At 39.1% G+C, this 22,017-nt stretch carries 15 protein-coding genes; 10 read left to right on the forward strand and 5 right to left on the reverse strand.

Annotation, left to right across the window (positions count from 1 at the left end):
• Nucleotides 1–416: 416 nt before the first annotated feature.
• Complete coding sequence (locus H6G14_RS15595) at nt 417–638, reverse strand: helix-turn-helix transcriptional regulator (RefSeq protein ID WP_224311777.1); 222 nt, start codon at nt 636–638, stop codon at nt 417–419.
• A 151-nt stretch (nt 639–789) separates the two neighbouring features.
• Here H6G14_RS15595 and H6G14_RS15600 point away from each other — a divergent pair, with 151 nt between their 5' ends.
• From H6G14_RS15600 to H6G14_RS15625, 6 genes are all read left to right on the forward strand, one after another.
• Nucleotides 790–2,340 (forward strand): hypothetical protein, encoded by a 1,551-nt coding sequence (locus tag H6G14_RS15600; protein WP_011316681.1) that lies wholly within the window; start codon nt 790–792, stop codon nt 2,338–2,340.
• 133 nt (nt 2,341–2,473) lie between these two features.
• Entirely contained in the window at nt 2,474–3,061 is a 588-nt protein-coding gene (locus H6G14_RS15605; RefSeq protein ID WP_190568271.1) for a hypothetical protein, read from the forward strand.
• A gap of 279 nt (nt 3,062–3,340) precedes the next feature.
• Nucleotides 3,341–4,618: an RNA-guided endonuclease IscB gene (gene iscB, locus H6G14_RS15610; RefSeq protein WP_190568272.1), complete on the forward strand. Its 1,278-nt coding sequence runs from the start codon at nt 3,341–3,343 to the stop codon at nt 4,616–4,618.
• Between the two features lie 142 nt (nt 4,619–4,760).
• Nucleotides 4,761–5,717, forward strand: a complete 957-nt coding sequence (locus tag H6G14_RS15615) for a hypothetical protein (RefSeq protein ID WP_242053451.1) — start codon at nt 4,761–4,763, stop codon at nt 5,715–5,717.
• 97 nt (nt 5,718–5,814) lie between these two features.
• Nucleotides 5,815–6,105 (forward strand): GIY-YIG nuclease family protein, encoded by a 291-nt coding sequence (locus tag H6G14_RS15620; protein ID WP_190568304.1) that lies wholly within the window; start codon nt 5,815–5,817, stop codon nt 6,103–6,105.
• On the forward strand, nt 6,074–6,379 hold the full coding sequence (locus H6G14_RS15625) for a DUF3155 domain-containing protein (RefSeq protein WP_190568273.1): 306 nt from the start codon (nt 6,074–6,076) through the stop codon (nt 6,377–6,379). Before H6G14_RS15620 ends, H6G14_RS15625 begins: the two co-directional genes overlap by 32 nt.
• A gap of 270 nt (nt 6,380–6,649) precedes the next feature.
• Here H6G14_RS15625 and H6G14_RS15630 read toward each other — a convergent pair whose 3' ends face one another.
• Entirely contained in the window at nt 6,650–8,281 is a 1,632-nt protein-coding gene (locus H6G14_RS15630) for a cyclic peptide export ABC transporter (RefSeq protein ID WP_190568274.1), read from the reverse strand.
• A 252-nt stretch (nt 8,282–8,533) separates the two neighbouring features.
• On the opposite strand from H6G14_RS15630, the gene H6G14_RS15635 reads away from it, so the two are divergent.
• The 4 genes from H6G14_RS15635 to H6G14_RS15650 all read left to right on the forward strand — a co-directional run bounded on the left by H6G14_RS15635 (nt 8,534) and on the right by H6G14_RS15650 (nt 18,924).
• Nucleotides 8,534–9,817, forward strand: a complete 1,284-nt coding sequence (locus H6G14_RS15635) for a flavin-containing monooxygenase (RefSeq protein WP_190568275.1) — start codon at nt 8,534–8,536, stop codon at nt 9,815–9,817.
• 137 nt (nt 9,818–9,954) lie between these two features.
• Nucleotides 9,955–10,134 carry a hypothetical protein gene (locus H6G14_RS15640; protein ID WP_190568276.1) on the forward strand — a complete coding sequence of 60 codons (180 nt, stop codon included), beginning with the start codon at nt 9,955–9,957 and terminating at the stop codon, nt 10,132–10,134.
• 167 nt (nt 10,135–10,301) lie between these two features.
• Nucleotides 10,302–17,612: a LamG-like jellyroll fold domain-containing protein gene (locus H6G14_RS15645; RefSeq protein ID WP_190568277.1), complete on the forward strand. Its 7,311-nt coding sequence runs from the start codon at nt 10,302–10,304 to the stop codon at nt 17,610–17,612.
• A gap of 310 nt (nt 17,613–17,922) precedes the next feature.
• Complete coding sequence (locus H6G14_RS15650) at nt 17,923–18,924, forward strand: hypothetical protein (protein ID WP_190568278.1); 1,002 nt, start codon at nt 17,923–17,925, stop codon at nt 18,922–18,924.
• A gap of 50 nt (nt 18,925–18,974) precedes the next feature.
• On the opposite strand, the gene H6G14_RS15655 is transcribed toward H6G14_RS15650, so the two are convergent.
• The 3 genes from H6G14_RS15655 to H6G14_RS15665 form a co-directional block, all read right to left on the reverse strand.
• Nucleotides 18,975–20,399 carry an AAA-like domain-containing protein gene (locus tag H6G14_RS15655; protein ID WP_190568279.1) on the reverse strand — a complete coding sequence of 475 codons (1,425 nt, stop codon included), beginning with the start codon at nt 20,397–20,399 and terminating at the stop codon, nt 18,975–18,977.
• Nucleotides 20,400–20,465: 66 nt separating this feature from the next.
• Nucleotides 20,466–21,215, reverse strand: coding sequence for a MinD/ParA family ATP-binding protein (locus H6G14_RS15660; RefSeq protein WP_190568280.1), 750 nt, complete (start codon nt 21,213–21,215; stop codon nt 20,466–20,468).
• A 38-nt stretch (nt 21,216–21,253) separates the two neighbouring features.
• On the reverse strand, nt 21,254–21,652 hold the full coding sequence (locus H6G14_RS15665; protein WP_190568281.1) for a hypothetical protein: 399 nt from the start codon (nt 21,650–21,652) through the stop codon (nt 21,254–21,256).
• Between the last annotated feature and the right edge of the window lie 365 nt (nt 21,653–22,017).

Below are 22,017 nucleotides of genomic sequence, written 5' to 3' on the forward strand. Positions count from 1 at the left end.
GCTGAATGTGATTGTGAAGCAGGTTGTCCAAGGTGTCTACATTCAACTGGTTGTCCGCAGCATAATGAAGCACTGCATAAAGACTTGGGTTTGTTTTTGTTAGATGCAATCAGTCAGGCAGTGTAGAACATTTGCGCCTACTGGGTTGAATAATTGCATCTTATACCGTATCAGATTTGACCAAGCCCACAAATGCTACTTGATACTGTTCACCCTGAATATTTCATACAGATCTATTTTTGATTCTGTAATTGCTACTGCCTGTGTTATCGCATATTCACCTTCCTGTTTCTTATTGTCCGTTAGTGCTTTGGTATTCGACAAGTAAATTAGCAAATCATCGGCTGATAATAGCTTGGTAATAGTTAAGTGCTATTCTCTCTTCCTTTGTAATCTTTAAAAACAATAGGAAATTTTCAATCTTGGTATTGTGAAGCATTAGCTATGGATTCCTTAACTGCTTGGTCTAATTCCTCAATTGAACATCCATAAAGCTTACATAATGCTGCTGTCTGATCAATTCTTAGTTTTGGTATAGTACGCCCTTTCTCCCAATTGCGTACAGAAGATTCTCCAACACCAACTTTACTAGCTACATCGACGGTTCTGAGATTTAACCGCTCTCTTAACTGCTTCATATCCATTACAGTAACTTTACCATTTGCATTACCGCAACGGGTTGACGCTTTTAGTTAACACAAGTAGAATTAGTAACAGAAAGCCGCTGCACTCGACTTCCAGGAAGAATCGCAACGGCTAACGTCAACCCCTTGCGAGGTCAATATAATCATGACACAACTGCAAGGAGCGATCGTAGTTTTACCCGACAACCAAGCGATCGCCCAATTAGAATTAGAGCAATATATCGAAGAACAAGCCGATGCCATTGCTCCTTTTGCAATAACTTACAGCTTCGATTACAACCAATTTAAAAAACCTGAACTACAAAGCAAAGCCCGAACAACGTTGGGTAACTTCTTAGGGTTTGTTCGCCAGACCTTTGATGGTTTATTAGAAAGTGGTCGAGCTTTGCAGCATGTCTATGACGACTGCATCGCTATGGCCACTGATGGGAAAAAGATTTTTGCAGCATGGCTCGATAGCCCTGACTTTGGGGCATCACGCTACATTGCTAAAGCCTCAATGGAAATATACACTTGGTTTGAGAAGCTTCCGAAAAGGTTACAACGCCTTGTGCGCGAGAAAGTACAGAATTGGAGCGTTGCAGCCCTGCGTCAGTTAACTCAAATCTCAACTGACTTAGTGAAGGAGCTGGTAGGTACTGGGAAAAAGACAGTAGCACAAATTAAAGCGGCAGCAACCTCAAAACTGCCTACTCCTAAAGCAAATACTCTTTATAACTCTAAGTCAGTTCTGGTTGTTAGGAAATCAGATTCTATCGCATTATCTAAGCCACAGTTTGCACCGGGAGTGCGGGTTATCGTGGTCGAGGACAATATGGGTTGTACTGGATGTAGGGGCATCATTATTTCTAAATGGGATAAAACTGACTCAGATTTGTGGTGGGTATTATTAGACCATACAGTTTCTATGGGACTAGAAACTAAGCGCCTGTTTGAACCAGAACAGTTACAAGTAGAAGTGTCCACTGCCGAAATTACTCCCAAACAGACAAAGCTTTACACAACTGAAAAACTCTACACTGCGGCTCAACTAGAGCAGAAAATAGCAGAAGCCTTAGCACAACAAAATCAAGAAAAAGCCGAAGAAGAACTGGGGCGGTTTGTTGAAATTCGAGATGCAGCACTAAAAGCAGCAACTGTAGAACTCCAAGCAGCAAGAGCATATGCCCAAAAAATGGCCCAAGCCAAGGAAGAAGTAGCTAAAAAGCTAATTGAAACAGAACGCGAACTAGGGAAAGTGCGGTCACTCCAAACAGAAAAGGCACAATTGGAACAACGAGTAGCCCAATTAGAAAAAGCTCTCGAAGATGCTAACAAAAACAGATGGAGCAATACATTCAATAGCCAAGCTGCTAAAGTAGTGAACTCGGAGTTGGAGAAAACTATTACACCTTTAATGTCGGAAGTTGAGCATTTAAATAATGTACTCTTATTACGAGAAGAAGAACTAGCCAAACTTCAAGTTTTTAATACCAAACAACAGGAAGAAATAACGCAATTACGCCAATTATTACCTTTGCCTAACATCGAAACCCAAGAATCAACAATTATTGCTGAATTTGGGCATATAGGAGAGCAGTTTGGTTGGGCTGGTTGGAGTCGTCAAGGTTATCTAGCAGTCAATGGAATTTTACATACAGGGATAAATGCTATTGCGGCTTTTGTCTTTGATTTGACTAATTCCCAACGTCATTAATAACAACAAATCACATTTTAGAGTTACGCCTAACAAATTACAGCTAGCTTCACATAATTGCTATGCAGAGAATACACAAAATGTATCTCTGTCCCTTGAGTTGCTGTAATTGCATTTAGGTGAGGGATCATTTATGAAAAACTATGAAATGCTCAAGAGTTTACCCAAAGAAAGGTTAGAAGCCAGACAATTTCTACGCCACTGTTTCGGTATTGCCGAACTCAGTTCTGGAGAACTTCTTGAAGAAGAAACAGATTCGCAATATCGAAAAAAATGCATCACTGTACTATGTGCAGTCTTAGGTGTACAAAGACCAACAGTTCGTAAGTGGGGAAGCGATCTCAACTTTGACGGAATACCTAACTATTGTAAATTTACACTTGCTTACATTCACGCCGCCGAAATCGTACCAAACCAGCTAAATAGCATCTTGACAGGAGAATACAATGCACCGGAAGTAGATGCTCAAACCTTTCTAGAAAAAATACTCCTTGAAGGGTTAACTGAAAAACAAATACTGCAAACTGTTTCCCACGCCAATTTTCGCGCAACTTGTGTCAAAACTCTCACGCAAGTATTACATATTGGCACCAAGTCAGTCCAAGATTGGGGTCAAGATATGTCGTTTCACAAAATGCCCAAAATTCACAAGCACACCTTGGGCTATGCTTTGGCTGCTATCTCTAAATCATCAAAAGCTTGGAACAAACAAGCAGCCTGAATTATTAGCAGTGACCGAAATAGGTAAGTCAACGACCTAACCGTTGAGTGCAAACCCCTATAAGGCAAGGGCTTGCAGTTAACTCTAGTTGACCAGTTCAAGTCCATTAAAGGGCTACGTTTACGACAAGCGTTTAAGAACTCACCTTGGGGTGCGTGCCAGCCCCAGGCTCTGAAACCAGATTGTTAAAAGTCCGAGGAGGTTTAGGACCGTGCAATTTGGATAGTTACCGATCGTAAACATGAACGAGGCAAACTTTACCCGTAAGGAGATGCAGAAATGCAAACCAATTATGTTTTTCTTGTTGACACCAATAAACAACCATTAAACCCAATTCATCCCGCAAGAGCGCGAGAGTTACTTAACAAAAATAAAGCAGCAATTTACCGACAATTTCCTTTCACTCTTGTGCTGCACAAGGCAATTGATAACCCAGTTGTTCGACTACTTACTCTTAAGCTTGACCCTGGTAGCAAAACTACAGGGATAGCATTATTAGATGGGGAGAATGTTATTTGGGCAGCAGAACTACAACATAGGGGCTGGTCCATCAAGGACGCACTTAACAGCCGCCGCTCGTTACGTAGATCCCGTCGTAGCCGCAAAACTCGTTACCGTATGGCTCGTTTTGATAACCGTAAGCGACCAGAAGGGTGGCTACCTCCTTCGTTGATGCATCGTGTTCTCACAGTTGAAACTTGGGTAAAACGGCTTTGTCGCTACGCACCCATCGCTCAAACTGTTATGGAATTAGTCAAATTCGACACGCAAAAAATGCAAAACCCAGAGATTGATGGCATCGAATATCAGCAAGGACAACTCGCTGGTTACGAAGTCCGACAATATCTTCTAGAAAAGTGGGGGCGTAAATGTGTTTACTGTGACAAAGAAGGCGTGCCACTTCAAATTGAACATATTCATCCAAAATCCAAAGGTGGTAGCAATCGTGTCAGCAATTTAGCTCTTAGCTGTAAACGATGCAATCTTAAAAAAGGGACACAACTTGTTGATGAGTTTTTGAAAAAAGATGCAAAAAGATTAGAGAAAATTAAACAACAAGCCAAAAAACCATTAAAAGATGCTGCCGCTGTTAATGCGACTCGTTGGACACTTTTTCATACCCTAAAAGGTATTTTGCCAACAACAACAGGAACAGGTGCTCAAACAAAGTACAATCGAACTCTTTTTCAACTAGAAAAGCAACACTGGATTGACGCGGCTTGTATTGGCGACATTAAAGCAATTAAGTTGCTAACATTGCAGCCACTACTAATTAAAGCGAATGGTTGGGGAACCAGACAAATGGCTGGTACAAACAAGTATGGCTTTCCTATCCGTCATCGTACTCGTCAATCGCTTCATTTTGGCTTCCAGACTGGCGATATAGTTAAAGCTGTTGTGCTTTCAGGGAAGAAAGTGGGTCAGTACGTTGGTCGCGTATTATGTCGCGCCAGAGGCAGTTTTGACATCGTTACCAAGACCGGAAGAGTTGGAGACATCAATCATAGGTTTTGCAAACCCATTCACAAGAAGGACGGATATTCGTATGCTTTTTAAGAGAAATCTTAGGCAGTTAAAATTGCCGACGAGCTTCACCCCCATTTCTCAAGGCAGAGGCACCCGGCCTTTAATTTGTGGTGGTCTTTTAAGACCAACGAGCTTTTAAGACCAACGAAATTAATGCAAAGAGAATTTTATCATGCCAGGAACTATCACATCAATCTCTTATCTCCAAAAACATCAATTAGATCCAAATCCAACCGCACATATCGAAACCAGCAGTCTGGAATATTTGCACGCTGCTTTCCTACTCTACGAATATAAAACCACCTACAGCAAGAAAGAATACCGAACCTTGCTCGATACATACGGTTGGGACAAAGGAAGTTCTGAGGAAAAACGAGCGATCAAAATAGCCGAAAACTTCCAAGAATTTTTAACTTGTCCTCAACACCTAGCCGCAATTCCAGTAACAATACTTCTCAGACTGTGTTCTCCTCAATACAAGCCAGTTATCAGTCAGCTACAAGATTATCCAATTGGGGGATTGACCTGCAAACTGGTACTGGAGTTAATCGAAGAGAGGAAAGTCCTTCTTAAAGCTCAAAAACAGGAACAACAAAAGCAGATATCAATCTGGCGCAGAACTCCAAAAGGCGTTCGCCCTTGGCGTTGGCGAAGCCATCGCTACTGTCAATTCCCTCCTCAGTGGGAAGAAGACCACCAAACAGGGGTACTCACACAGGAATTAATTGATGGGTATGGGCTACTCCCTCAGCAAATTCTCCGCGAAGCGATCGCAGACTATCACGCCAAAATTAAATCCCAAGAAAAAGAGCAGCCGCAGGAAGAGACTGCTGAATCTGAAGTGGTTGAGTCGAGTATGCTTCCACAATTAGAAACACCCCCAACAGAGAGAGAAAAAGCTCTAGAAGTTAATCCCAGACTAAAACAAAACGAACAAACCAGCACTAGTAACGCTACAGAACAGCAGCCAGTTGGAGAAGAAGTATTAATACTGGCAGAAAAACTCAAATCAGCTACCAGTTATTATCAAATTAGAAGTGCTATATATAGGCATCTTGCTGTTAAAGATGAAGCTTGGAAGCAGCTTACCTCAGAAGAACAAGAAAGACTCAACTGCGTAACTACGTAAACTACCACACTCAGCTAACGCCTCAGTTTTCAAAATAATCCTAAAAAAAGCATAAATGGAATTGTCAGGAAAAATACCCTCAATTCCTTGCTGCTACATGATTGAGCTATCTCGTCCACTTGGAAATGAGAAACATCAAGCTCGTTATTACTTAGGTTCATGTGCGAACCTCAAGAAAAGATTTCAGCAGCATCTACAAGGATCTGGAGCAGCATTTACTCGTGCTGCGATAGAACGCGGCATCGACTTCAAAATTGTTTACGTATGGAAGACCTCAAGTAAACAAGAAGCCCGTCAGCTTGAAATTAAACTTAAGCGATATAAAAACCACGCACAATTATTAAGGAGAGTGCAAAATGCCAAACCGAATTCGACAAAAACTAGGTAGATACCATTTGAAACGTAAGTTACGTGGAAAAGTTTTGCTATCAAAGGTTACAAGCTTTAGTTGCTATCAACAAAACCATCAAGAAAAAACCTGTACAACTGCAAGGAAATTCATTCGCAATAACAATATTCAACCACCATGCGTTATCACGGTACTCAAGATATCGGGTAGTGAGGAAAAATTTTTCTTGTCAAACAATGGATTATTTAGCTATAAATATGCTATTGAAAATCACAAATTATTCTCACCAGAAATAGCTTCTGTTGCTAGTTAAATCAACTATAATTTGAATCTATTACAGCCTGCTATACCTGGCAGGCTGTACGAATGCACGGTTTTTATGAAACTTTTACTGGATAAGGATATCGATCAAAAAATAGGCTAAATTATAAAATGCAAAAACTATTGCTATTAAAGGATTGTTGTACTTTAGATACGTTTGCCCCGATCTGGCTGGCTAAAAACGAATAGGACTTACTTGGCCCAGTTTATGAATTTAGTGCTTATTCTATTTGTTATAAATAGACAACAAAAAACTTTACATTTAAGGTGTAACTTTTTTATAAACATTGTTTACCTTGCCATAATCTAACTTAACTATGCGATCTGATAAATAGAAATATTGATCGTCATGAGTAACTACTATTACAGTTTTGCCTTTACTTTTCAACTCAGGTAATATCTGCGTATAGAAAATCTTTTTAAATACAGGATCTTGATCGGAAGCCCATTCATCAAATACATATATAGGACGGTCTTCTAAATAAGCTGTTAACAAGGCTAGACGTTTTCGCTGTCCTTGAGATAATAAGGTGGTAGAAAGGATTCCATTGCTTATTTGGACTTTTTTATCTACTTGTAATTGAACTAAATAGTCTTGAATTTTATCATCAGCGATATTTTTACCTAAATTAAATAAATTATCAAATAGATAAAAATCAGAAAACACTGCTGAAAAATGTTGACGGAACCATTCTTGATTTTCTGTAGTTACTAATTTGCTATTAAAATAAATTTTTCCGCTTTCAGGAATGTATAAACCAGAGATTAATTTGATCAGCGTAGACTTACCACTCCCATTACCGCCGACAATAAAAACAATTTCACCTCCCGAAACCGTCAAATCAATTGGGCCAAGAGTAAAAGCTGTATCTTCTGAGTCTTGATGATAGGTATGAGTGATACCCAAAAATTCTAAACTGTAACAAAAATTATCTGCTTCATCCCAATTCATTAAATTACTTTCATAACAGCGATTCGACAATAATAGTTTCAGTGATTCAAGCTTCTGTAAAGCAACAGTTGCTTGGCTAAAGGTAGGAACAGCACTCATAATGTAGTCTAAAGGTGAAAGCAAGTAGAGAATAGTCAATGCATATCCAGATAAAATATGATTAGGGATAGTTTGGAAAGTAGGTAGAGCAAAAATTACCAATCCTACAACCACAAAAAACAAGCTATTACCCCAACTAGCAGCAACTGCAAATATAGTCATTCCAACTACATTATTGCGTCTAGATAATTGTGCCGTTTCTCTAAGTTCTTGCTTTAAAAATATTTGTCGTCGTTCTTTGTGAAGCTTTAGTTCTTTAGTTCCCTCAGTTATACTCTGAAAATGCTTAAACAGTCGATCTTCTTGCTGACGAGCCAGGGTAAAAAATGAGGTTGCTTTGTATGCAATCTGTTGATAGCTAAATATTCCTAGCAATAGAGAAATGACCACCAGAAAAAATATCGTTGGGGATAACCAAAATAAATACAAAAGACAACTCACTACGATAGTCATATCAATACACAACGTAGGAATAATGTAGACTGTGCGAGAAATTGCTAATACATCGTCTGTTAATGTAGCTAATATACGATGTTTCCCTAACTTTTCTAGATGATATAGTGGTGCAGATAAAATTCTCTCGTTCAATGTAAGGCGTAATTCTACAATTGCTTTTTCTGCTAAATTTATTAACAAATATTTAGAAATAATATTTGTTAAAAACTTGACAAGACAAAGACCGATAAAACTGTAAATTAATATTATTCTCAGAGATGATTGATTAATATGTGTATTGATTGTTATAAGTAATCCGGCTGTACTAACCCCACTTAATAACCCAATACAGGTAGCAAGAGTGAGAATTTTCCAAGAAGAACGTAACAGCAAAGTTATTAAGTTCATGTCAACTCTTTAGTTATAACTAGTCTAACTATTTATATTTAGAAGTAGACGATTGCAGTGTCGATACAGAAAAGTTAAGGAGTTAGATAGGGAAATGACTTAACTTGCAAACTTAACTAATCAATAGAGGAAGCAGGAAAGAGAGTTAAGTAGGTTGGCAACGGCTCAAATTCCCTAACTAATCTATATCGACTATTGAAATACCAAATTTTATAAAGATAAGAGTTAAGATTCGCAATCAAAGTCAATTTTATGAACGCTGAACTAGACGTTATCGTTATTGGAGCTGGTTTTTGCGGTATTACTGTAGCTGCAAGTTTAAAAAAATTTGGAATTGATAACTTTGTTGTGATAGAGAAAGGTGAAACTGTCGCAACTATCTGGAAAAACGCCTACGAGCGATTAGTTACACAAAATCCTTATTTTACTTTACCTTTTTTTGAGGGTAAGGGAAAATATTCCACATTTAAGACGAAAGAGGAAATGGTAGAGTATTTAACAGAATATGCACATCATTTCCAAGTTGATTCACATATTCGTTTTGGTGAGGAAGTACAAAATATTACTAAAAGTTATAATCAGAATCAAACAGATGATAACTGGCAAATACAAACAACTAAAGATATTCTACGCTGCAAGGTTCTTGTTATCTGCACTGGGCTAACTAATGAACCTGTAATACCAAAGCTTGTGGAACAAGAAAATTTTTCAGGTAAGATTATTCATAGTAGTGCCTATCAAAATGGTATTCCTTATCAAAATCAGCAGGTTTTAGTCATTGGTTCGGGGAATTCAGCAGCAGAAATCGCACTTGATTTATATGAACACGGCGCTAAACGTGTAGATATGTCAATTCGCGGTAAACGTTGGGTATTTCCTCTTTATCCGAGACTGCGATCGCTACAATATTGGTTATGGCGCAGTAGGTCATACTTTAAACGTTTGTTTAATAATAATACAATAGATTCTCGAGTAGAAGCTATGGAGAAAGCCATAGATTTCTCACTAGAAGAATTACAAGCAGACATCAAGGAAACTGATAAATTTATTCAGCGTTTTGCTTTAGATTTAAGTGCATACTCTATCTATGCAGAAGATAAAGGGCCAATGGATGTGGAAGTTAATCAGGGACGTGTAGCTTGGGTAGATAGAGGTACGGTTAAACAAATCAAAAAAGGAAATATTCGAGTCATTTCTAATAGTATTCAACAACTTACAAAGACGGGCGTAATCTTTAGCAATGGTGTAGCACAAGATTATAATGCAATTATTTTAGGTACTGGCTTTCGTCCTGGTATAAATAAAATTTTGAGACAGCCGCAATTGTATCTTAATATGAACGATAGGTTATTACCAAAAACAGATGGTAAATGCCAATCTATTGTTGACCCTACACTTTACTTTGTAGGTTTTGAGAAAACTGTTGCTAGATCCGCAACTTATGGATATTACGGCTGGTGTACAGGTAAAAGAATTGCCTTGCAATTGCTGGAAAGAAAATTCTTATCACGTCAAAAATTGCAGATTTTACTCTAGTTAAGCATGATGCTGTAAAAGTTAAGTCTCAAGTTAAGTTAGCTTCTACATTTAATTCCTTAACTTTTCTGTATCGACTTTTAACTTTGCAAATTCTATAAAGATACCATAACACCTGCAATCAAGGAGTTGAACTGATGAAGACTTTAACAAATTCTCTGAACAATATGCGCTGGAACAGACTGTTTACATTTGTTTTATCATTCGGCATTTTATTATTTGCACAAGCTTGCAATCCTCGTTATGCAAAAATAGATTCTCCACAACCTACTGGAGAAAATTCTGTTAATTATCCACTCAATCAAGCTAGTAATTAATTTTTTTAAGCTTGAGAAATCAGCCAGATTTATCTATAACTCAAATTAATTTTTTCTGGTTGTAGCTACTTAAACTAATAGAACTTACACAAATATTTATCAGTGTAAGTTCTTTAGATTTAACTTGTTAAATACTCATTAACTGAACCAATAAATAGGAGAAAAATATGCAACCTCAATGGGACAACTATTTGCAGAGCTATACTAATAAAGTTTATCAGTATACAACTCTGGTAGAGCATACAGGGGTATTGATATCCTTGGCCATGGATAGGGAGCGTCGGATCTATTACACTGTTCTTGACCAACAAAATAGACCATTACCTATTGATGCTAGAAATTGGTCGCCGACACCAGAATTATTAACTTTCCCTAATGAAATTGCTGAAGTCGGTTTTGGGATTATTCCTAATAAAGTATTACCATCAGTAAAAACAAATGGTGAACCTGCTGTCAATCGCTCTGAAGTTGATGTATTCCGTTCATCTACAGCTAGATTAACCGCCGATGCACCATTTCAAGCCCTCAGTGATGGACAATATGTATATTTATTCCGTCAATCTGTTGATGAGAAAGACGCGAATAATATCACAATCAAAGGTGCAGATAGTAAGGATATCCCGATTGTTAACAATACTCTGTTAGTTGATAGATTTATCCTTTCTGGTAATAAACTCAAAACCTCGCGCGAGGTACGTTATCGTCGGAGTCGGAATAAAATTCTTAAAAGTAGCGCCAAAGATACCCTCGGTGCTATCGATATGAATAATCGACCATTTTATGAGCCGACATTAGAGTTAAATTTCATCCGTAACTTAAATAATGGAAGATTTGCTGTAGTTCAAGTACCAACCGGTATTCCTGATATCAAACGCTGGCAAATATTTGTCCATAATCAAAAGACTAATCGTCTAGATGCCTATAATATTGAACGGTCTAGTGATGGATTATTTAACACTAAAGGTACAGAAAGTCCAGCAGCTTTTGAAAAACTAGGTTTTGCAGAAACTGCGTTACGGCTAGATGGTAATACTTATATTGAAGCTAAAAGCCAAATCATCAATAAAGATGAATTTAATATTTCTGCTTGGATTAAACCAGAAACCACAGGTGTAATTTACTCTGAAGGGATGCCCAATGCTATCTTTACTGTTAGCGTGGTAGCAACAGAAATATTAATTGATGGACAAACAATCCCTGGTTATGGGTTAGAAGTTACTGCTTACAACGATAATGCTAAGAAATCTCAAACCTTGCGTTCTCTGCCCAATGTAATTAACATGGGGCAATGGAATCATATTAGTATTTCCTTAGTACGTCCTACAGAACCAAATTCACCTGCAAATTCAGGTTTGGTGAGAATTCAAGTTGGCGATAAAGTTATCAATGCAGGGGGAAGAGAAAATCAATATTTACTTTTACCTAAATATCCCATCAATTCAACCCAAAGAACTTACCTGGTAGTAGGACGAAATGTGAGTTCTTTGTATGGCGGAACACAACCTGCTTCTTCTTTGACTGCAACTATTGATGAGTTATCTATTTGGGGACGGGAACGTTCAGAAATTGAAGTTGCAGAAACTCAAAATATCCGTAAAGCTGGAAATGAACCAGGATTGATTACCTACTGGCAATTTGATGAAGGTAATGGTCAAACTGTTTACGACCAAACTGATAGTTTGAATAATGGCACAATTCTTGGGAATTTGCAGTGGTTACAATCAGATGCACCTGTAGGCGATAATCCCGGAATTCGTCGTTGTAGTTTTAGCTTTAGTGATAGTCGTACTGTTGCGGGTAAAGGGATATCGGCGTTACTTTACTATCAACAAGAAGAATTATCAGCCGGTTATGACAATAACCCTGCACCGACAAAACAAAGTGCGCGGGTGATGGTGGCGGTAGCTACTGGAAAGGCTAATAACGATCAAAAGAAAGTCGCGGTTTTGGATTTTGCAGTGACTAAACGGGGTCGATTGTCGCAAGTTCCTGATGTAATTAATTTACCTCTAATTGATATCACAGCGAAAAATCCAAACATATATATAGAACGTATCAATCAGCTAGAACAAATAGAAATTCCGAATACAAAAAATGCGATCGCATCTTTGGAATCTGAGATTGATAATCAAATGAGAATCATTGCTACTCTTGAGCAAAATTTATCTCAGAAACAACAACTAAAAACAAATCTAGCGAATAATGGCGTAACGGTCTATTCTTTGCCTAGCTTTGAGGGTCAACAACAAAGATTGCAGGTAGGCGAACATTCCCGGTTATCGATACCAATCTTTTCTGTAGATTTAGATGCCGGAGCATATATCATCCTCTACGATGAACCTAACTTTGGTGGTTCTTCCCGCGTAGAGTACCAAGATGGTAGGAGATATGGTGGTACTTACTCTATATCTAGCTATCAAAGTGCTAAGGTACGTCTGACTGATAGTACTGTGAGTCAAATTGACCTCTACAATTCTCAAATTAACCAAATTCAGCAGGAAATCACTAAAATTCGCACAGAAACCATCCCTGATTTACAAAAGCAGTTAGACGTAGTTAGAGAAAGACTGCAAACTTTACAAGCAGAACTACTCGATAAACGCAAACAACTGCAAGGAAAATTTGCTTTCCCTATGCGGTTAATTCATATCGATCCCAGTGGATTGAATGTGGTAGGAGGATTGTTAGATTTTGCTTGGACAAACGATGCACCGCAATTGTTTGAAAGCGCCAATGGCATGGTGAATTTGTACTTCCGCGGCAATACCGATCAGTTCTTTACTGTGGCTTACGATACCAATGTTTCCCGCTCTAATATTTTGCTGTCTAACAGCGTCAAATTGCAAGAGCGATCGCCTGGTTTGGGACGCAGTGAAATGAAGGTGATTGCAGCCGACGATACTAATTTAGATGGGACGACGGTAAATATTGCCGATAGTCTAGATGCCAATGTCTGCAAACTAACTTTAACTAACAGTTCCCTACAAATTACCGAGATTTGGGATCGAGTTCCCCGTAATAGTGGCAGTTTTGCTAAGGTGTTGAGCGGACAAGCACGAGAAGTATTATACCTCGGTCGTTTAGTCGAATCGGTAACGGGTACGGTGGATATCATTACCCTGTCTGAACCTGCAACACAACGCTACGAAGTAGGTGCAGTTTTGGTAATTGGTGCGGGGACTATTCCGCTACGAAAAGCGATCGCTCCTGGTGATAAAACAATAGCAGTGGACTCAATTACCCTAGATGCAACTATACCTGCGGGAACAAGCATCAATGTAATCGAATACGATTATCACCGTTACAGCAGTTTCAGTAATCAAGGCACTGCCCTCAACTCTCCCTATAATCTCAAATATGGTTCTATTCTCGTAGAAGTTGCAGGTTTGACCAACGCTAACAACATCGAGAACATCGCTACTCGTCCTCTGACTGGGGTATCCCAACCCAATGCTTGGGTGACAGCAGCCCCCGGAAATGCATTGAAAATTGAAACTGGTCATCTCATCGGTGATGCTAACAGGATGGCAAATCAGGGAGATATCAGCCTAGAAGCTTGGATTCGTCCCGAAAGGAGAGACATCAATCATGCTTGGATTGTCTCAGAAAATTCTCCCACATCGAATTATTGTTTGGGCATTCAAAACCAAGATGTTAACTCTGGTCTGCAATTTAATGGTACTAATGACTACATAGAAGCTGGTAATATCAACCTGCTCAATCAGTCCTTTACCATTGAATTCTGGGCAAAACGGGAAGCTGCTAGTGTCACCGCCAATACCTTTTTCTCAGCGATTCTCTCCCAAGGGATAGACAGAACCAATGAACAATTACACATCGGTTTTCGACAAAACCATCGTTTCAGCTTTGGTTTTTACCGCAATGATTTAAACACGGAGCAAGACCTAGCTAATGACGATCAATGGCATCATTACGCCTGTACCTTCGATATCCAGACTCGTCAAAGAATAATTTACCGTGATGGCGTAGAGGTTGCCAAAGATATTGCCCCGACGACTTATCAAGGTAAAGGTAGATTATTAATTGGGGTGATGAATAACCCTGGTAAAACCTTCTTCTTCCAAGGGGGAATAGATGAAATCCGTATTTGGCAAGGGGTACGCAGTGCTGGGGAAATTAATATCTACAAAGATTGTCGGTTAAATGGCAACGAAGCAAGATTACTTGTTTACTACTACTTTGAGAATCGCAATGTGAGCGATCGCACTGGCAATCAGGCTAACAATGGCACAATTATTGGCAATCCCCAACAAATAAAATCTCCTCTCAAAGCCTACAATGTAATTGCCGGAGTGCGAAACCGCTACCTTTCTACCAGTCAAATCCTGTGGACAAATTCTTGGGAACATATTGCCGCTACTTACTTAGAAGCTTACGCTTTAAATTTTAACGGTGTTGATAATTACCTCGATTGTGGTAATCAAGTAGCCTTGGGTGTAGAGAATCAATTGAGTATTGAACTCACCCTGAGTTTAAGCAGTCTCGATCGAGATATCTATCCCTTATTGCAAAAAGGCAGACTGGGGAGAAATCAGCCAGAATTGACCGCATGGATGGCTTTGAAGCGAGATTCTGGTAGTAACTACAGCCTTTATTTTGCCTATGAAAATAGTAATTCTGAACAACGAATAGTTTCTAGCCCTGTAAATTCCATTAGTCTCAATACTGCTATCAAAATTGCCGTCACCGCCATCAAAATTGATAACGGTTACAGTATCAGATTGTATTGGAATGGGACTTTACTCAATCCCAATGCGCCGGTTTTGTCTGGTGTACCCGTGACTAATCTCCAATCTTTAGAACTAGGTAAGTGTTTTGGTGTACCGACAGACACACCTCAAGGCAAAAGGATTGTTGGTAGTTCCCCTAACTACTTGCGGGGTACAATTAGCGAGTTGCGCGTGTGGAATCGTGCTTTAACCGCCAATGAAGTTCAACAAGGGACAGGAGATCGCTCTAAACTAGCAGGTGAATGGCTAATAAACGAAGGTGTCGGGAACACCACCATCAACACCATCGATAACAGCGAAGCGCGGATTCTTGGTGCTAGCTGGGTTGTAGACCCCAACCCCACAGCCTCCAAACTAGAACTTTACCTCAACGGTATTCCCGCGCAAACTAATCCTATTAGCGAACCCAACCTCACCCTCAACGAATTCAACTTGGGTAAAGACTACTTTGGCGAGATGGACGAAATCCGCATCTGGAAACAGTCCCGCACCCCAGAACAAATTCTCGATAACCTCTTTGGTCAAATCAAAGGAGAATGGGAAAACCTCATCGCCTACTACGAATTTGAATCAGATCCCGTCAACCCCGCAGCCCAAGAGCCCCAAGTTACCCGCGTCAATGACAGCAGTTTGCGTGGTAATCATCTCACACCATCTGCTAATAGTACTCTCAAACAAACCCTGTCCCAAGCACCCATAGGTGATGAAATTGCCTTGGTGCGTAATGCTTTGGGTAGTATTGCCAACCGCTTCCACGGTAAAATAACTAGCCGTCCTGGTATTGGCGAATACGCAGACATCCAAACAGGCAATAATGGCGAAATCACCGGAGTTCACAAACGCTGTTACAGCTTCATCGACAATGGGCAATGGTATTTGCTCACAGGCTACAAAGTCGGTAACTTAATTACAGAATGGGTGAGTCAAGTCCAATTTGCCCCACAAATCAAAGGTTACATCGAAGGTGCGCCCCCCGTTCCTTCCGAGAACCTCACCGCCGGCCCTATCGATGATTCGGTACGCGACTATGTAGATAGTACTACTGTAGAATTTGTCGAAGCTGATAGCGTTTCTTACACTTTATCTGCTATTAGAGACAGTAGTTTCAATTCCTCCTTTGAAGCATCCTTATCTGGAGAAGTTAGTCAGCATATTGATTCTGTAACTGCTCCTTTGGGTTTTGGAATTATCACTAGGGATATTCTTGCAGCCAGCGTTAAACTTGGTGCTTCAGCCAAATTAGACACCGAGTTGAAATGGTCGAGTAACCAGCAACAAAGTAACCAAACCAATGTCAGCAAAATGACATCTGTGGGTTTGGGTGGCGCTTGGGAAGACCCAGACATCAACAAACGCCTTAACAAAGCGATGCCTCGTCGTTATCAACCATCAAACTTAGGCTTTGCTCTAGTGGAATCGGAAACTGCCGATATGTATGCCATCCGCTTGGCACATAACCGCGCCCTAGTATCTTTCAGGATGATTCCTAATCCGAATATTCCCAAAGATACCAATATTATTCCTTTCCCTATCAAACCTGATTACACCAAACAAGGCACACTAGATGGTGCTGTCGGTTATGATCAAAACGGCAAAGTTTTAGATCCAGATTATAGAGGTTTGACAGGCTACCGCGAACAAAGTTACTTCAAACCCAGCGAAGCTTACACCCTACGCCAACGCATCCAGTCCGAAGAAACCCGCTTACGTACCTACTACGAAGACTTTCGCACCACACCCCCTGGTGCAGCTGGTATTGGAGTTGGAGCAGACAATGGCACAATTGCAAGTTTAGCTGCTGGTGGGCCGACTGGGTTGGCCGTTGGGATAGCCATCACTGGTTTAGTTGATGCTTTGACTAACAACAACAATTTGCCAGAGCAATACAGTAAACGTAACTTAGTCAACAGCTATATCTGGACAGCAGACGGTGGACTCTACGCTGAATCGACAGAAACAACCGATGTCCAACAAGAAAGTACCAGTGGGGCTTATAGTTTTACAGGTAACGGTAGTATAAATGCTTCCGGTTCTTTTGCAATAGGTAGTGTCACTTTAGATTTGGAGGCAAAAGCATCTTTTGGTGGCAGTTTAAACCTCACCAAATCCAAAACTAAAGAAGCAAGTCAATCCTTCAAAATTGAAGTCAAAAACAATACCCAAGCTGACTTACAGAGATTTCAAATGGATGACAGAGGTAACTTGATGCGAGACGAAGTTGGTCGTCCCATTCGGGTGTATGATGCCAACGGCAATCCTTTAGATGCTCCTGGTAAAGTCAACGCTTACCGCTTCTTAAGCTTTTACCTTACTCCCAATACGGAAAACTACGACACCTTCTTTAACACCGTTGTTGACCGCAAGTGGTTAGAAGAGAGTAATTCCCCCAATGCGATCGCACTGCGTCAAGCACGACAACCCCAAGGCGGCCCCGCTTGCTGGCGCATTTTCCACCGCGTTACCTTCGTCAGCCGCATTCTCCCAGAGTTCCCCGACCCCACAGCCCCACCTCTAGATCGGGCGATTGAGAATACTGACTTGAGCAGCAGTTACGAATTAATCAAATTAGTTGAGCCATTTGTCCGTAATGCTACGGCTCACGCTGCCCAATTCGATGCTGCTGCGAGGAATGCCATCCGCGTTTATTTGCCAGAGTTATCTGAGGGTTTGACTCAGGAGGTTGTGTTGACGTTGGCTAATTACTTCGGTGTGGAGGGTTTGAATTAGTTAACGCAATCTAAATAATACGTAAAATATAAGATGCGTGAGGCTTTTTGCCTCACGCACTTTTATCTCAAATAGAAACTAAACACAAAAAAATTTGCGTACAATAGATATCTAGCCTGCTTTAGCTCTTAGTTGAAGTAGTATTCAAAAAGATAACTATTGATATCTTATGTTTAAACTGCTTCAAGATTATCTGTAGAGAAGTGCTTAAGAAAGACTAGTTACTTGTCCTTATTTGTACTATTGTAATTAGTTGCTCTTTCCTGGCTTTTTAAATTCAAACAATAACTTTAAACTCTGAATAATTTATATGGGAGTTAAAAATTCAGTTTTTGCAAGCAAATCTGAACGTTATTTTTACTATGATAAACTTCAAAGAACATGGGGACACAAATATAATATTTGGCACAATCTTCCCTATTTGAATATTTTTACTACAGATAATATTATTGATATATCTGATTATACATCTCGTGTATGTTTAGCAGTGCTTGGATATGGTGAAAGTATCAAAAGTTCATTTGTAAAACTGATATCTATTTCTGAGAAAGAAAAAAATATTCTAAAGAAAACATCAATAGATTACACTATTTGTAATCAAAAAGATGAGCCAATTTTGTGCATTGAATTTGATGGGTTAGGTGAAGGTTTTAACACAAGTTTGGAGTATCATACACAGAAAAATGGAGTACCTAAATATAGAAAACCTTGGATGGAGCTTAAGCTTAAAGTTGCTCATGGAAGCTATATACCATATTTTGTGGTTGGATCGAAACAGTTTAATGAGTTGCATGAAGAGGCAAAGTTAACAGCAGTAGATGCCATAATCGGAAAAGTTATGGCTCATCAGGAATTTGATCGTCGTAAGAAAAAATTGGAAACAAACCCAGCTACAGAACTGGGAATTTCAGAAGAAGAGTATGAAAAATTATTCGATTGGGAACAACATGAACTTATACAAGATTGGGTATTTAGCACAGAAATAGAAACTGATTTCGAGTATAATCCAATACAAAAACAGTTAGCACTCCTTCAAAAAGAATTATCAGCATGGAAAACATCTTCAGAGTGGAATTATATTCCTGCGATTGAAGCAAACATTAGTCAAAAAGAGCGAATTAGAAAGACGCAGGAAGCTATTTGGGTAATTGTAACAACATATACACAATCTTCAAATCCATATCTTAAAGCAGAACAGGCAACGATTAGGCTTCCAAATTTCCAAATTCCTCACCTTGGAATGCCGGAAATAATTGCAGAGGAAATGGCTGAGTTAATTGCTTTATTAAAAATGAAAAGTCAAAATAGCTGATTAATGAAATACTGCATCAACTTCAGACGCAAATAACAGAAGTATCCCACTTACGCATCTACATATTTACCTGTAGCGTTTGAGCGCAAAGCTTCTTCAAAATAATGCCGATATAGCTCACAACTGGATATAACGTGATTTCCTTGCAGCTTGACTAACCCCATGCTGTGCAACTTAAATGCTAAAATCTGTTCCAACTCTACAGGATTTGATGAATGGATTACTTCCTCATACGCTGCTGCTAATTGCGGATGTTCTTGTAAGCTTCTTAAATGGCGATGCAAGTGATTACTATAAATACCTGCATCTGTAGCTGCGGTTTGGATTAACTGCTTTAAACTCAAATCTTCCTGCGCTAGATGGTATAAAGCCTGTTGTATTAAATATGGATGTCCGTCCACAAGCTGCATCAATTCTGATAATTCAGCTTCAGATAAATTAATCATATAAAGTTGGGCTAAATTAAATACTTGTTGGTAAGTAAATGCTTGCAATTCAATTGCTAAACCTACATTAAATGGGGATTTATTAATATCTAGAGGAATATATACTTCTGTGGAATGAACAATAACCAAACGGAAATTTTGCCACAGAGGATTACCGCTATCTCCATAAGCTGCTTCTTCATACCAGGAACGTAATAATGTAAAGAAATCATCAGCAATTTCTGGGTGTAAAAATACCTCTTCAACTTGATCTAAAGCTAAGACTAAAACCCCATGAATATCTGGAAGTAAACAATCTTCAAAATAAGCTGTACAGTTACTCTTACTGCCAAAAGTTTCACTCCAGTAATCCTCAACTTTATGGGGTAACTGAAGCTTGCGAGTAATCGCAGCACAAAACCAACGCAAGAATTTATCTAAGTCATTAAAAATAGAACGTTCTGCTCGCTGCAAGCTTAAGGCTACAGTACGTACTTCCCTATGATTTTGTTGTTTAGCATGAGCTAAAATTCTTACCATTAAAGAAGTCTTACCCATTTGACTAGGTGCTTTAATGCGAATTAATGCCCCTGGTCTAGTAATTTCATCATAACAGCGAGCTTCCACCGGAGGACGTTCTACATAGAAATTAGAATCCAATGGTATCAGTCCAACGGGTGATTCTAGTTCAAGAGATTGGGGATTGTATACTGAGGACTGCGGACTAGAAAATGAAGAATAATCTTCAATTTTGAATTTTTCAGATGCTTTTTGTGCGAGAACAGCCATCAAATTTGTTTTACTGACTTTTTCGCCTAAGCTAGATGAAAGTATCTGCCATAATTTTGGACCTACATCATGCTTGATATACTCTGGAGCATAGTCACATTCTGCGGCTATTTGGTCATACTTTTGACCTTGTAAAGCTCCCCGCAATACAGCTACTTCAATATTTTTTAAATGTCTTTTATGTTTGGTAAATACAGATTCATCTGCTACTTTTAAAGCAGTTTCAAATGTAATTGCTTGTTCTTGAACATTTTCAGCCATTGTCTTACGTTTACTTGATAAGGTTATCTAAAAATTTTTATAATTTGAGAAGTTAGTTTTAAATTTTTAACTTATTTTATCTGCTAAGCTTTGCAAAATTTGAGTAAAGAAATGGTCAGGATATTGCAAACAGAATAATCCACTACTACCGAGTTGTGCCATGTCTTCTGAAAGCGGAAATATACCTGCGACTGAAACATTATAAGTTTTCTCTATTTTTTGCTGTAGCGAAGAAAACTCCATGCGGCTTGGAGTTTTATTAACTATCATCATCATATTGCTAACTTGCAATTGACGAGAGATATTAATAGTCACTGCTGTGCCTTGAAAGTCTTGGCGATCTGGACGAAGAATCACAATTAACAAGTCAGAAATAGCTATAGATAGTAAAGTTTCTCGGCTTAAACCAGGGTGGGTATCAATAAATAAGTAGTCTAACTCTAACTCTTGAATTAATCTTTGAAATCCACTATTAAGTAAACTAACGTTGTATCCTTCGCTGAGAATTTTGGCAATTTCATCAGCATTGATACTAGAAGGTATGAGGAAAATCTTACCTTGAGTAATTGCCATAAAAGAAGTAACCTCATAGGCGGTGTCAGCAATGGAACTGCGATTCCATAAATAGTCATTCAATGTTTTACATGCAATTGTTTCATCAATGCCAAATAAAGCATGAATACCAGGAGATTGCAGGTCAGTATCTACAATTGCAACTCGCTTGTCTTGCAGTGCCATTGTTACTGCTAAATTTGCTGTTAAGTTAGATTTACCAGTTCCGCCCCGGAATGAGTGAATTGCAATAATTTTAGACATAGAATATTAATTTGTAATTCGTAATTCGTAATTCGTAATTAAGGTATTTTGGTATGGCGAAGGGATTCAACTTCTATTTGCAATTGTTGAAAGTAATCAGTTTGAGTAATTTCTGCTATTTGATGTGCGAGTTTGTTTAAATCAATCTCGATTTGCATCTCTTGAACTTGGATTTTTCTCGCCTCTTCCTGCTGTTTTAATAGATTTTCTAATTCAGCTTTCTCCTGCTTGACAATTGCCAACTCCTGTTGCAAAGCCGCAACTTCCGCTTTTAATCTCTCTTGAGTATCTTGCGAGTCATACTTAGCCTTGTGTTTTACCTTATCCTTCCTCAAAGGCATGAGAATATTGTTATTCGCTGCATTCTTAAACGCAGTGAAGCTAATAATTTTGCTGGGGACTGCTTCGATACCGATATCAAGAGGATTTTGCGGCATAGTTATTAACGCTTGTGTTGGCAGTGTGCGGATCTTTATCTTTCTAGGATTACGCGATCGCCACACTTAATAAAAGATCAGTTTTGTAGCGCCGCAGCCCTTGAAAAACTGACCTTGACAAAAAATACGTTTTGTGATTCTAGTAAGAATGCGGCAGTAACAGTTAAAAGTATTATGCGAGCTCGTGCGATCGCTCTCAGAAAAGTTAAGTTGCACAGATGGAAGCAAGTCCTTAACTTTTCTATATTGCTTCAGCAAGCTTGAATTCATATAACAAGATTAGCGATCGCGAAATCCACAACCGCAATTGCCTTGGATTCCTACCACACTCTTATTTTCAAATTCTATAACCACGTTTGGCACTC

This window comes from Nostoc parmelioides FACHB-3921, from assembly GCF_014696625.1.
GTDB classification, from domain to species: Bacteria; Cyanobacteriota; Cyanobacteriia; order Cyanobacteriales; family Nostocaceae; genus Trichormus; species Trichormus parmelioides.

Excerpts from the sequence above, each read along its gene's own strand:
- H6G14_RS15595 (WP_224311777.1), bottom strand. The coding sequence starts at position 638 with ATGAAGCAGTTAAGAGAGCGGTTAAATCTCAGAACCGTCGATGTAGCT.
- H6G14_RS15600 (WP_011316681.1), top strand. The coding sequence starts at position 790 with ATGACACAACTGCAAGGAGCGATCGTAGTTTTACCCGACAACCAAGCG.
- H6G14_RS15605 (WP_190568271.1), top strand. The coding sequence starts at position 2,474 with ATGAAAAACTATGAAATGCTCAAGAGTTTACCCAAAGAAAGGTTAGAA.
- iscB (WP_190568272.1), top strand. The coding sequence starts at position 3,341 with ATGCAAACCAATTATGTTTTTCTTGTTGACACCAATAAACAACCATTA.
- H6G14_RS15615 (WP_242053451.1), top strand. The coding sequence starts at position 4,761 with ATGCCAGGAACTATCACATCAATCTCTTATCTCCAAAAACATCAATTA.
- H6G14_RS15620 (WP_190568304.1), top strand. The coding sequence starts at position 5,815 with ATGATTGAGCTATCTCGTCCACTTGGAAATGAGAAACATCAAGCTCGT.
- H6G14_RS15625 (WP_190568273.1), top strand. The coding sequence starts at position 6,074 with ATGCCAAACCGAATTCGACAAAAACTAGGTAGATACCATTTGAAACGT.
- H6G14_RS15630 (WP_190568274.1), bottom strand. The coding sequence starts at position 8,281 with ATGAACTTAATAACTTTGCTGTTACGTTCTTCTTGGAAAATTCTCACT.
- H6G14_RS15635 (WP_190568275.1), top strand. The coding sequence starts at position 8,534 with ATGAACGCTGAACTAGACGTTATCGTTATTGGAGCTGGTTTTTGCGGT.
- H6G14_RS15640 (WP_190568276.1), top strand. The coding sequence starts at position 9,955 with ATGAAGACTTTAACAAATTCTCTGAACAATATGCGCTGGAACAGACTG.
- H6G14_RS15645 (WP_190568277.1), top strand. The coding sequence starts at position 10,302 with ATGCAACCTCAATGGGACAACTATTTGCAGAGCTATACTAATAAAGTT.
- H6G14_RS15650 (WP_190568278.1), top strand. The coding sequence starts at position 17,923 with ATGGGAGTTAAAAATTCAGTTTTTGCAAGCAAATCTGAACGTTATTTT.
- H6G14_RS15655 (WP_190568279.1), bottom strand. The coding sequence starts at position 20,399 with ATGGCTGAAAATGTTCAAGAACAAGCAATTACATTTGAAACTGCTTTA.
- H6G14_RS15660 (WP_190568280.1), bottom strand. The coding sequence starts at position 21,215 with ATGTCTAAAATTATTGCAATTCACTCATTCCGGGGCGGAACTGGTAAA.
- H6G14_RS15665 (WP_190568281.1), bottom strand. The coding sequence starts at position 21,652 with ATGCCGCAAAATCCTCTTGATATCGGTATCGAAGCAGTCCCCAGCAAA.